At 49.7% G+C, this 12,233-nt stretch carries 11 protein-coding genes; 5 read left to right on the top strand and 6 right to left on the bottom strand.

All coding sequences use genetic code 11. The annotated features are described in order from the left end of the window. Positions 1 to 20: 20 nt before the first annotated feature. Positions 21 to 485: a hypothetical protein gene (locus tag ACTJJJ_RS25220; RefSeq protein ID WP_188936878.1), complete on the bottom strand. Its 465-nt coding sequence runs from the start codon at positions 483 to 485 to the stop codon at positions 21 to 23. A gap of 74 nt (positions 486 to 559) precedes the next feature. Next, positions 560 to 769 (bottom strand): heavy-metal-associated domain-containing protein, encoded by a 210-nt coding sequence (locus ACTJJJ_RS25215; RefSeq protein WP_440703384.1) that lies wholly within the window; start codon positions 767 to 769, stop codon positions 560 to 562. 196 nt (positions 770 to 965) lie between these two features. On the opposite strand from ACTJJJ_RS25215, the gene ACTJJJ_RS25210 reads away from it, so the two are divergent. Next, entirely contained in the window at positions 966 to 1,667 is a 702-nt protein-coding gene (locus tag ACTJJJ_RS25210; RefSeq protein ID WP_440703383.1) for a virulence RhuM family protein, read from the top strand. Positions 1,668 to 1,684: 17 nt separating this feature from the next. On the opposite strand, the gene ACTJJJ_RS25205 is transcribed toward ACTJJJ_RS25210, so the two are convergent. Next, positions 1,685 to 3,913, bottom strand: coding sequence for a heavy metal translocating P-type ATPase (locus ACTJJJ_RS25205; RefSeq protein WP_440703382.1), 2,229 nt, complete (start codon positions 3,911 to 3,913; stop codon positions 1,685 to 1,687). Positions 3,914 to 4,009: 96 nt separating this feature from the next. Beyond that, complete coding sequence (locus tag ACTJJJ_RS25200; protein ID WP_188936871.1) at positions 4,010 to 4,348, bottom strand: tRNA-binding protein; 339 nt, start codon at positions 4,346 to 4,348, stop codon at positions 4,010 to 4,012. Positions 4,349 to 4,454: 106 nt separating this feature from the next. On the opposite strand from ACTJJJ_RS25200, the gene ACTJJJ_RS25195 reads away from it, so the two are divergent. Continuing rightward, complete coding sequence (locus ACTJJJ_RS25195) at positions 4,455 to 5,558, top strand: lactonase family protein (protein WP_440703381.1); 1,104 nt, start codon at positions 4,455 to 4,457, stop codon at positions 5,556 to 5,558. A 32-nt stretch (positions 5,559 to 5,590) separates the two neighbouring features. Here ACTJJJ_RS25195 and ACTJJJ_RS25190 read toward each other — a convergent pair whose 3' ends face one another. Next, positions 5,591 to 6,997: a thioredoxin-like domain-containing protein gene (locus ACTJJJ_RS25190; RefSeq protein WP_440703380.1), complete on the bottom strand. Its 1,407-nt coding sequence runs from the start codon at positions 6,995 to 6,997 to the stop codon at positions 5,591 to 5,593. A 105-nt stretch (positions 6,998 to 7,102) separates the two neighbouring features. Between ACTJJJ_RS25190 and ACTJJJ_RS25185 the strand changes: the two genes are divergently transcribed. Beyond that, positions 7,103 to 7,873 carry a YdcF family protein gene (locus ACTJJJ_RS25185; protein ID WP_440703379.1) on the top strand — a complete coding sequence of 257 codons (771 nt, stop codon included), beginning with the start codon at positions 7,103 to 7,105 and terminating at the stop codon, positions 7,871 to 7,873. A gap of 11 nt (positions 7,874 to 7,884) precedes the next feature. On the opposite strand, the gene pfkA is transcribed toward ACTJJJ_RS25185, so the two are convergent. Next, the gene (pfkA, locus tag ACTJJJ_RS25180) at positions 7,885 to 8,859 is read right to left on the bottom strand and encodes a 6-phosphofructokinase (RefSeq protein ID WP_188936862.1); all 975 of its coding nucleotides are present in this window, start codon (positions 8,857 to 8,859) and stop codon (positions 7,885 to 7,887) included. A 321-nt stretch (positions 8,860 to 9,180) separates the two neighbouring features. Between pfkA and ACTJJJ_RS25175 the strand changes: the two genes are divergently transcribed. After that, positions 9,181 to 11,670, top strand: a complete 2,490-nt coding sequence (locus tag ACTJJJ_RS25175; RefSeq protein WP_440703378.1) for a hypothetical protein — start codon at positions 9,181 to 9,183, stop codon at positions 11,668 to 11,670. Next, complete coding sequence (locus ACTJJJ_RS25170; protein WP_440703377.1) at positions 11,667 to 12,191, top strand: YfiT family bacillithiol transferase; 525 nt, start codon at positions 11,667 to 11,669, stop codon at positions 12,189 to 12,191. Before ACTJJJ_RS25175 ends, ACTJJJ_RS25170 begins: the two co-directional genes overlap by 4 nt. The last annotated feature ends 42 nt before the right edge of the window (positions 12,192 to 12,233 follow it).

Here is a 12,233-nt window from a genome sequence, read left to right as displayed (position 1 = left end):
ATGGCTGCTATTCAATGATATCAGATCAGGAACGACTGGATAAATGCGAGCATACTTCTCCCATGAAGACGGGAAGAGAAGGATATATCGGGGGAAAAGAAGGGAGCCGCAACGGCCCATTCCGCCCGGATGAACTGGTAGCTTGTTGCCGACCAGGTGACGCCAGTTGCCACCGATTTGAGCAGTTTCGCAAGCAAATGCGAATCAACAGATGCTACTTCGAGCTTTTCGAGCTTCTGGCTTTCTTTGCAGCAGGCTGTTTTTTTGAAGAATGTGCCCTTGGCCATTTTCAGCGCTGTACTTTTGGCACAACAGGAAGAAATGACTTTAGGCTTACGGGTATTTTCTTTGCTTTTCCTTACAACCTGCATCGACTTGCCACCCATCATCGCGCACTCGCGCACCGTCAGCACAAACCCGGTGCTGCTCAGCAGGACCAGGAAGGCCATCAGGATGGTGATCGATCTATGCAGTTTGTTTTTCATATAAATGCCAGCAATTGGTATTTGGGCCATTGGTATGGCCCGAAAGACAGATTCCGGGCCAAAAGTACTAATTATCAGACGATTTCTTCGGCTACATACCCAGCCTTTTTGATGAGCTCCTGGATTTCCCCCGGCGAATGGCTCGTATCCACTTTCAGCACGCGATCCGCACTTTCAAGGTCGACCGCCCAATTTTCAACATTTTCATCCCCATTCAGAAATGGTGTAACAGTAGCGACACAGCCGCCGCATTTGATATTGGTTTTGAATTGCAAGGTTTCCATGGTTACTAAAATCCGGATCCTGGTCCGGTATGCTATGTGTTAAATTGTTTTACAAATATCGGTGGGAACCGGTTACAGAGTATTACAGAATTCTGGGAAGGTATTGCAGAGTTTTTGGGTCAAGGGAAATTCTACAACCTGTGACCGATTGAAGATCATAGCGTATCAAGGGGTGTAACTTAAATCAGGAACACCTATGGACACAGCAACCCCCTCACCTCGCGGTGAAATCCTTCTTTATGAATCGGAAGAAGGCAAAATGACACTTCAAGTACAACTTCAAAATGAGACAGTCTGGCTTACGCAGGCACAGATGGCAGAGCTGTTTGGAAAGGAAAGGTCAGTTGTGACAAAGCACATTTCGAATGTTTTTAGAGAGGATGAATTAGATCGAGAAAGGAATGTGCATTTTTTGCACATTCCTTTCTCCGACAAGCCGATAGCCTTATACAGTCTCGATACCATCATTTCAGTCGGTTACCGCGTGAAGTCCAAACAAGGAACACAATTCCGGATTTGGGCTAACCGGATTTTGAAGGACTACCTGATCAAAGGTTTTGCGACACAGGAAAAATTGAAGTTGGATCAGCTGGAAAGCCTGAAAAAAACTGTTGCACTGCTCGCAAATGTCGTTCACAACAAAGAGCTCACAGCGGGGGAAGCAACCGGCCTGATTCAGGTGGTTACGGATTATGCTTATGCCCTCGATATCCTCGACAGGTATGACCATCGCGAGATAAGAATTGAAAGCGTATCGGAAAAACAGCTCTTTGTCATCACTTACGACGAAGCTATTAATGCATTGGTTACACTCACCCTGATGATCGCAGAAAGTAACCCGGCGGAGAAAGATATGATGGTGAAAGTGGTGGTAAGCCTGATTAACCAAAATAATTAGGCTTACTACCACAAATTTCACAATCGCGCTCCCTTCAACCTTAAACTATTCATCACAACCGAAACCGAGCTTAGGGCCATTGCTCCGCCAGCGATCATCGGATCGAGTAGGAAGCCATTTATCGGGTATAGAACGCCGGCAGCGACGGGAATGCCTATCACATTATAGATGAATGCCCAGAAAAGGTTTTGCCTGATAGTAACCACGGTTTTGCGGGATAGTTTTAGCGCTTTCGGTAACGCCAGTAGGTCGGAAGTAATGAGGGTCATCTTGGCGACGTCCATCGCGATGTCGGAGCCTTTGCCCATGGCTACGCTCACGTCTGCCTGCGCCAGGGCCTGGGAGTCGTTGATGCCGTCGCCGACCATCGCGACGGTCTTGCCCTGGGCCTGTAATTTTTTAACGAATTGCATTTTATCATCCGGCTTTACTTCGGCCTGGTAGCTGTCGATACCGGTCTGCAATGCAACTGCGGCGGCCGTTTGCGCGTTGTCGCCTGTCAGCATATGTACCTCTATGCCCTGTGCGTGCAGTTTTTCAACGGCTTCGCGGGAAGTAGGTTTTAGTTGGTCGGCGATGGCGATAAGCCCGGCATGCTGACCGTCGATCGCGATACCGATGACGGTTTTGGCCTGGGCAGTGAGCACTTCGTAAGCGGGTTGAAGCTCGGCGGCGATGCGGACTTGCTCCTTTTCCAGGAATTTCAACGTGCCGATAATGTATTCGCGCCCGCCGGCGATGCCCCGTATTCCGCTCCCGGTGAACGACTGGAAGCCGGAAACGTCGATTTTCGCGTCATTTTCGATATACTGTACGATGGCCTGCGCCAATGGATGCTCCGAACGCGCTTCAAGTGCTTTTATTGCCGCAAAATGTACGGACGGGTTTTCGAGGGAGGCTATCCATTTCCAATCGGTTACATCCGGGCGGCCTTCGGTAAGCGTGCCCGTTTTATCAAGTATTACAGCATCCACTTTATAGGCTTTTTCAAGACTTTCGGCGTCGCGGATCAGGATATTGTTTTCAGCACCCTTACCAACCCCCACCATCATGGCCGTTGGTGTGGCGAGACCGAGCGCACATGGGCAGGCAATCACCAATACGGATACCGCTGTCAGCATGGCGTGGGTAATCGCATTTTCAGCGCCCAGTAACATCCACACGATAAATGTGAGAATGGCAATTCCGATCACGACAGGCACGAATATGCCCGCGACGCGATCCGCGAGCCGTTGCACCGGCGCTTTGCTACCCTGGGCCGCCTGAACGGTTTTGATGATTTGTGCTAAAACAGTCTGTTTGCCGACTTTTTCAGCTGTGAAGGTAAAACTGCCCGTTTGGTTGAGCGTTCCGGCAAAGACGCTGTCGCCCGGTTTCTTTTCCGCCGGAATGGGTTCGCCGGTCATAAGGCTTTCGTCGACGAATGAATTGCCGCTGGACACCTTGCCGTCGACAGGTATTTTCTCTCCCGACCGGATAACGACCTCGTCGCCCAGGCGTACTTCGCGAGCCGGTATTTCCATTTCGGTGCCGTCGCGATGGACTCTCACCGTTTTGGGTTGCAGTCCAATGAGTTTTTTCAGCGCGTCGGAAGTGTTCGATTTGGCACGTTCTTCCATCAGTTTACCCAACAAAATGAAGAATATAATGACTGCAGCAGCTTCGAAATACACATGTGGGTGCAAGCCGCGCGCGTGCCAGAACGCGGGAAAGAATGTGTTGAATGTGCTGAAAAGAAAGGCAACCCCGGTGCTGAGTGCGACAAGGGTGTCCATATTGGCCTTCCGGTGCTGAGCCTGCTTCCAGGCATTTACGAAGAAATCCCTCCCGAAAATAAACAATACCGGGATAGTAAGGGCCAGCATAATGTAGTTGGCATAAGTCCAATCCATGAAGAACATCCCCAAAGCAACCACCGGTGCAGTGAGTATGCCGGTGTACACGGCCTTGTTTTTCAGGTTTTGATAGTGTTCCTGCTGGATTTTCTCCTGTTCGGCGATCGCATCTTCCTCGTTTTCTTCGATGATGAGTCCGTAACCAATGCTTTGCAGCACGAGGTCCATATCGGGGAGATCAACGAGGTCGGGGTCGTAGGACACCGATACCGACTGGTTCGCATAATTCACGGCTGCACTCGCGATCCCTTTGGTATGGCTCAGCATCGATTCCACGCTCACTGCACATGCCGCGCACGACATGCCGGTAACCGGGAGTGTTGCTTTTTTTATATCTGTTGTCGTTTCCATAGTCTTTCAGAATTGGTATACAAAAATAAAGTCCAACTCTGCCGGTAGCATTACACAATTCTGGCTGTGGTTTACAAGATTAGTGGAAGCAGGCTGTTATGCAAGGCGCGTGCCGTTCGGAACAGGAAAATCGGGGCTTGTGAGGATTACTTCGCCATCGGGCAGAACGAAACCGGTCGTGAGTACTTCGGAACGGAAATCGGCAATTTGTTTCGGAGGAAAATTGACCACGCAAAGTACCTGTTTGCCCAATAACTGCTCTTTGGTGTAACGTTTTGTGATTTGGGCAGAGCTTGGTTTGACACCGATTTCGGAGCCGAGATCAATGAGAAGTTTGAAAGCGGGCTTTCTTGCTTTCGGGAAATCGTCGACCCGGATGATCGTTCCGGCGCGGAGGTCTACCTGCTCAAATTCCTGCCAGGTAATCGTGCTCATGGGTTTCTGGTTTGATTTTAATGATACTTATCCGGCAAATTAACATTAAAAAACTCTTTTGTTCCCCTTTCCGAAGCATTGAGGGGATCCATTTAAAACACGAACAATGAAAAAACTGCTGTTATCCATCATACTACTTTCGGCGGGGTTAAATGCTTTCGCACAGGACAGGAATATCACTTTTTACGTCGGTACGCAAGATAAGGGGGCGAATTCTTCAATTACCCGCTGTGAGCTGAACCTTAATTCGGGGCAAATAACGCTGATCGATACCATCAACAAATCCGTTGCACCGGGCTATGTGGCCATTTCGCCAAATAAGCGGAATTTGTACGCGATCGGGTCGGATAATAAAGTGTCAGCCTATTCCATCGGGGCCGACCGCAAACTTACCTTTCTGAACAGCCAACCTTCGGAAGGCGTGGGCCCGTGCCACGTTTCGGTACACTCAACCGGCAAAATGGGTTTTGTTTCCAATTATGGCGGCGGCAGCTTTTCCGCATATAATATTGGTGACGATGGAAAACTAAGCGCCCCGGTCTACAAAGAACAATACACGGGGAGCGGACCTAATGCCAAGCGCCAGGAAAAAGCGCATGCGCATTTCGCAACGGCTAGTCCGGATGGCAGGTATGTGTATGTGACGGACTTGGGAAGTGATAAGGTGATGAATTACAGCGTCGATGTTAATACCGGAAAATTGACGCCCAATGCGGCCCAGCCGTTTTTCTCCGGCAAACCCGGTGCCGGTCCACGCCATTTGATCATCCATCCTGCGGGCAAACGGTTGTTTTTGCTCAACGAGCTCGACGCGACCGTAACGGCCTGCTCGATCGATAAAAAAGGGGTGATAACGGCCATTAAGACCTATCCGACGATCCCTGCCGACTATTCAGGACCGACCAATACGAGTGCCGCGATCCATTTACATCCTAACGGTAAGTTTGTATATGTGTCAAACCGTGGGCATAATTCGATTACCGCATTCAAAATACAGGGCAATGGGGAGCTGGAAATGGTGGATCAGCAGACGAAATCCATCGCTACGCCGCGCGATTTCAATATCGATCCGACGGGCAAATTCCTGATCGTCGCGAATCAGTCGACGGACAACCTGGTCGTGTACGATGTGGATGCGGCAACGGGCAAGTTCACGTTCAAGCACGAAAGCATTGCCGTGAAGCTGCCCATTTGCGTAGCATTCCTTTGAGAGCGAGTTTAAATAGGATTATAGCGAAATGGTCAGAGTTTTCTGGCCATTTTGTTTTGGTAGTAATTCAAAAAGTCCTCGATCTGCTCCACGGGCATTTTGCGTGCTATGATCTTTTTGTTTTTATCCAGAATGTAGATCGTAGGCGTCGTTACAACGTCGAACTTCCGGTTGAAATCGATCTGGTTTAACGCATCGTAACCGTTGATCAGGCCATCAAGATGATAGGTTTTCACGAATGACTTCCATTCTTCCATATTGTGCTCGGTTGAAATGGCCATTACCTTGATGCCATTGGCCTTGTTCTTTTCGTAAAAGGCTTTCAAAACCGGCGAAGCTTCCTTGCAATGCCCGCAGCTGGGGGCGAAGAAAAACAGCACGGTGTAATTGGCATCGATGGCTTGTACGCTCACCTTCTTGCCGGTAAGGTCGGTAAGGGCCAATGCGGGGAAGGTTTTATTCACCAGCAGGTCCTTCATGGTCGCCACTTTTTCGGCGATGCGTTTTTTAACATCCTCCGAAACACCCATTTCGCCGGAGAGGTAATATTTGTTGGCCATGTACACCCAAACGGCCTCGGTACCTACCGTTTTGGGGTTTTCATATTGGTTGGTAATGTAAAACACCGTCCAGGCCTTCACGTCTTTGTTGACCGAGACTTTCTTAACGATCATATCCGCGTCTTTAATGATCGAATCGGGCGTTTGGACGACCAGATTTTTGAAATACCGCTCCATTTTGGGTTCAAGGAAGGGTGTGTTCATAACGCGCGGGTCCGAAAAATCGAACGCGTCCCAGTAATGCGCCTTGTAATAATTGAAAACCCACATCGAGTCGGTTTTGCCGTTGGCTAATTTCGGCGCAGCGGGGATTTCGGGATCGGCCGACATTTTCAGTAACTGGGCGGTGAAACTTCCGGCGTTTTCAGCCATCAATTTCTTGCGATAGGTACCAAAACCGTCCTGAATCGCCCGGATACGCGCCTGGCTTGCCGGTGTCGGTTGTTTGCCTAATGCCTCAATTTCTTTGCTGCCTTTGGCTAATTCTTTTCGATAATCATAGAAAAGCTCGTTTTCTTTGGAGCCGGTTATTTTTAAAGAGGTATTTACGTCGGCCGTATCGGCTTCCAGCGAAAAATTGGTTTCCTTGCCGGAATAAATGAGTTCGATCATCTTCTGGTTGCCCGGGAAGAGAATGACGTAAAGGCCGCCGGGAAGGGCTGTCTTGCCTTCGAATACAACTTTCCCGTTGGCATCGGCCTTGGCAGTGTCTTTGGGCACAAACTGCGAAGCATTGCGATTATAATGCCCGATGACGAACGAGGAATCCCGCATTCCCTTGATGGTAGCTTCGATGCGGTAGCCCTGGGAGTATGCGGTGGAGAACAGGCCGAAGATGGTCAGTAACAACAATAGGTAAGTGCGGGTATAATCTCTCATCAGGCTGTGGAAAGTTTGCTTTAAAGCTGTTTATTGGATTATTTCGAATTTTGAAGTCTGTAAAATTAACTTCAAAACGTAAACATCAACAGGGTTCTTATTCAAATGTTTTTTTTTCTCTCCAAAGCGATTGACTTCCTCATAATGCCGCTGAGCATTGTGCTTTTCATACTGATCTATGCTTTTCTCGTCAAAAGCGACCGGCGACGGCGACAAGCGGTGGGATTAACGATCGTTTCGCTATTGCTGGCGTCGAATTCGTATCTGGTTACGAAGTTTGTCAACGCATGGGAATACAAGTTCGTTAACCTGGGCGAAGTGAAGAAAACGTATGATGTCGGGATTCTGCTTTCAGGTGGGCTGATCACTCATACTACGCCGAGACAGGACCATCCGGCAATGGGGGGCAATGGGGATCGGGTTCTGCAAACCTACCTGCTCTATAAGCACGGTAAGATCAGGAAAATACTGATTACAGGAACAAGCGTGGGGAGACTGATGGATATGAAGCAGGGTGAAACGCGGCAGGCTGCGTTGCTGCTGGTAAGCTGGGGCGTTCCGGCCAATGATATCCTGTTTGAGGAAAAAGCTCGAAATACCCGCGAAAACGCCCTGTATTCAGGCCGTATCCTGAATAAAATGTTCCCCTCGAAAAAATACCTGCTGATAACCTCTGCATTTCACATGCGCCGGTCGACCGGGTGCTTCGAAAAAATCGGAATCAAAACAGACCCCTTCCCGGCCGACTTTCGTGGGGGATATAACCGGTTTGCCACTCAGAAACTGGTGCCGGACCCCGAGGCTTTCGCCCACTTTAGCACGCTGTGGCATGAAATCGTAGGTTACCTCGTCTACAAAGCAGTAGGCTACTGCTAAGCATTCCTGTTTTACACACTCAGGATCTTCACCATTCTCAACAAATCTTCGTTGATCGGCTTCGGAAGTCTGATAGTGTCTTCGAAAGGAGTATAAACCAGCTCATTGTTGATGATACCGGCCATTACATTCTTTTGTCCTGCGATGAGCCCTTCCAATGCGCCCAATCCGAGGCGGCTGGCCAGGATACGGTCGTATGCAGACGGTGTTCCTCCGCGTTGGGTATGGCCGAGCGTCGTTACACGGATATCCGCGTTTTCGTCGACCTGAACCTTGATTTTGTCGGCAACTTCCTGAGCGCTTCCTTCTTCGTCGCCTTCTGCTACGATGATGATAGAAGATGATTTTGAGCGGCTCCAACCTTGTTTCAGGGTTTCCACCACCTGTGAAATCGGGGTCAGTACTTCCGGAACCATTACGAGCTCCGCACCGCCTGCGATACCCGACTGGATCGCGATATAGCCGGAGTCGCGGCCCATTACCTCGATGAAGAAGATACGGTCGTGCGAACTTGCGGTGTCACGGATGCGGTCGATGGCGTCCAATGCAGTGTTTACGGCAGTATCGAACCCAATGGTGTAGTCGGTTCCGTACAAGTCGTTATCGATTGTTCCGGGAGCGCCCACCGTCGGGATACCGTATTCGTTGCCGAAGATCATCGCGCCGGTAAATGTACCGTTACCGCCAATGGCGATCAGTCCTTCGATTTCGAGTGCCTGCAAGTTGTCATAAGCCTTCTTGCGGCCTTCGGGGGTCATAAATTCCTTGCTTCTTGCCGATTTGAGGATTGTGCCTCCTCTTTGTACTATATTGCTGACCGAGTGAGACTCCATCTTGTAGACATCACCGGCGATCATTCCGCTATATCCTCTTCTGATTCCAAATACTTCAATACCATGGTAGCATGCTCCACGTACTACCGCCCGTATGCAGGCGTTCATACCAGGGGCATCTCCTCCTGAGGTAAAAACTCCAATTCGTTTCATTTAATAATTTCGGGTTACTTCTAATCTTTCTATGTACAGCTCCAATTGAACCTTTAAGGCACAATTTCCGCAAATTTATCCGGTATTTTCTTAAAATAGATGCCTTGATTCTTAATTATGTTAAAAAAATGCGGGAACAAGAATCATTTTTAGCATCTCAAACATATACCAATACTCATATATTTGCGCCGGTTAATGGAAATTTAATATCCCCTTGCCGGCGTTCGTTGCTACTATTACTGTTTGAAAAGTCATATTTAGGGCGGACCGTGAACGGTACCGCTGTCATTCGAAATCAATCCGTAGCTTAATATTACCAAAATGAAAAATCTGTTCTCCTGGCAACGTCTCTGGCCTCATCTGGTGGCTGTCATCGGCTTTATGATTTTGTCCGTTGCTTACGTTTCACCGGTGCTGCAAGGCAAGAAACTCAGTGCTACTGATGAGATCCAGGCAAAGGGAGCTGCCCGGGAGGTTTTAGATTACAACAAGAAAACCGGAGAATGGTCGTGGTGGACCAACAGCATGTTCGGCGGGATGCCTTCGTACCTGGTCGCGGCGGATTATCCAACCAGCATACCAACGAAAATTGGGCAGGGCGTGAACAAGCTGCTCCCCGCGCCGGCCAACTATTTCCTCATCGGGATGGTGAGTGCCTATGTGCTGTTCCTGGTACTCGGGGCCGGCGGATGGCTGGCTGCGATAGGCGCGGTGGCATTTTCATTTTCATGCTTCAACGCCATAAATCTGGAAGCCGGGCACATTTCGCAGGTGATCGCGATCATGTACGCACCTGGCGTGCTTGCGGGCGTAATCCTTACTTTCCGCCGTAACTGGCTGGCAGGAGCTGCGGTTACCGCATTATTCCTCTCGCTCGAATTGTACGCCAACCACGTGCAGATTACCTATTATCTGGGAATCGGCATTGTAATTCTGGTGATGATGGAAAGTGTGACGATGATTAAAAAAGGCCTTACAAAGAACCTGGTAATGGTGCTTGGAGGGCTTGCTTTGGCCGCGGTAGTGGCCGTGGGAACGCATACCACGCGGCTTTGGAACGCCTATGATTACACCAAGGAAACGATCCGTGGCAAATCGGAACTCTCCCCAAGCGCGAAGAAGGCCGACCCTAAAAAAGGCGACGGACTGGATAAAGAATATGCATTTACTTACAGTTACGGCGTTGGTGAACTGCTCACGCTAGTGATCCCCAACGCTTATGGAGGTGCCTCGTACGGCCCGCTTTCAAATACGTCGGAGACCTATAAAACACTGACAGGCCGTGGCGTCGACGCTGCTACGGCTCAGAACATAGTGCAGCAACTACCGCTCTACTGGGGCGATCAGCCGATCATGGGCGGCCCCAATTACATCGGGGCTATCGTGTTCTTCCTCTTCGTGCTCGGATTGTTTATTGTCAAAAGTCCGCTGAAATACTGGGCAGCCGGGGTAATTGTGCTGTACGTTATATGGGCGTTAGGAAGCAGTTTTGCCGCGATCAACTACCTGTTTTTCGACTATTTCCCGATGTTCAACAAATTCAGGGCAATGACGATGGTGATTTCACTGGCACAGCTGCTGATGGTGCTGGTGGGTGTTTTGGCGCTGGCTGCGATCGCTCAGAAGAAGATTACGGCCAATGAGTTGCAGAAGCCGTTCCTGATTTCGACGGCCATTACGGCTGGACTTATGCTGATTATGGCACTCTTGCCAGGTGTTTTTCTTGGATTTAAGGGAGTTAATGATCCCCAGCTTGGGCAGCAGTTTTCGCAAATGGCCCAGGATCAGGCGTTTGGTCAGCAAATAGTAAACTCTGTTGTGCAGGACCGCGAAGGCCTCATGAAGGGGGATGCGATCCGCGGGTTGATATTTATCGCATTGGCCGCCGGATTGGTGTGGTTCTTTGCACAGAACAAGCTGAAATCGGTGGTGTTTTATAGCGTGCTGCTCTTGCTCGTTATTTTTGATTTGTTTGGGATTGATAAAAGATATCTCAATAACGAAGATTTCGTGAGCGCTTATGTCGTCCAGGGCGTTACCACGCCTTCACCGGCCGACGAGCAGATCCTGCGCGATACCGATCCGGATTACAAGGTATATGACGTCGCTTCGCAGGGCGGTCCGTTCAACAGCGCACAGGCATCCTATTTTCATAAATCATTGGGCGGATACCACGCCGCCAAAATGCGCCGCTATCAGGAGCTTTTTGAAAATCAGTTTTTTACTGAGAAGCCGAATATGGAAGTCCTGAACATGCTGAATGCGAAGTATTTCATTACACCCGATGAGCAGGGTAACAAAGTAGCGCAGCCAAATCCGCAGGCTTACGGCCATGCATGGTTTGTGAAATCCTATAAAGTTGTTCCCAATGCAGACGCTGAAATGGCGGCGCTGCGTACGGTAAATCTGCGCACGGAAGCAGTGATCGACCAGCGTTTCGCGGCCAAACTGGAAGGACTTAAAGCCGGTACCGATTCGACGGCCAAAATAAGCCTGATCTCCTACAAGCCGGACGAACTGATCTATGAATCTAATTCCGGTTCGGAAGGGTTGGCGGTGTTCTCGGAAATATACTACAATGTGCGCGACGAATGGAAGGTGACGATCGACGATAAACCGGCCGATCTGCTGCGTGCCAATTACGTGCTGCGCGCATTACGCATACCCGCGGGCAAGCATACGATCAAGTTCCGATTTGAACCGGTTTCGGTTAGCGCGGGCAAGATGATCGACCTTGTAAGCTCATTGCTGCTGGTCGGACTGATAGCCGGAGCGATATTTGTTGAATCGAAAGGAAAGAAAAACGTATGACCGACCGCCGCTATCCCATCGGGCCTATTGCGCTGAAAGACGCATATTCCGACGATGAAATCCGTGAGTTCATCCGCATTATCGCTGAAATTCCTGCCGAATACCGTAAAAGGATGGCTAACCTTTCGGAGGAGGATTTGCTAAAAACATACCGGGAAGGAAGCTGGAATATCCGCCAGCTCATCCATCACGTCGCCGATCTGCAATTTGTGCATTACCTGCGCATGAAAAAGGCTATCACCGAGCCTGATTACGACGAGGTTACGCTCATCGACATGAATGCGTGGGCCGTTACGCCCGATGCTCTGAATGTGCCTGTCGAAGCCTCGCTTGGGATTTTCGAGGGCACGCATGCACGTTACGCCTACCTCGCGGGTACACTCACAGAGGAGCAGTTCGCCAGAAAGTATTACCATCCGACGCGCAAGCTCTGGTTTGACCAAAAACAGGCTTTGGCGATGTCGGTCTGGCATGTGAAGCACCATTTGGCACATATCGATCTCGCGTTAGGGAATATTTGAAGCAAAAATTGCGATGTGATACCGGCGCTTAAAGTCAAGATC

This window comes from Dyadobacter sp. 22481, from assembly GCF_052044875.1.
GTDB lineage: Bacteria > Bacteroidota > Bacteroidia > Cytophagales > Spirosomataceae > Dyadobacter > Dyadobacter endophyticus.
The sequence above is the reverse complement of the archived record's forward strand: the minus strand, read 5'-3'. Positions and strand labels throughout refer to the sequence as shown.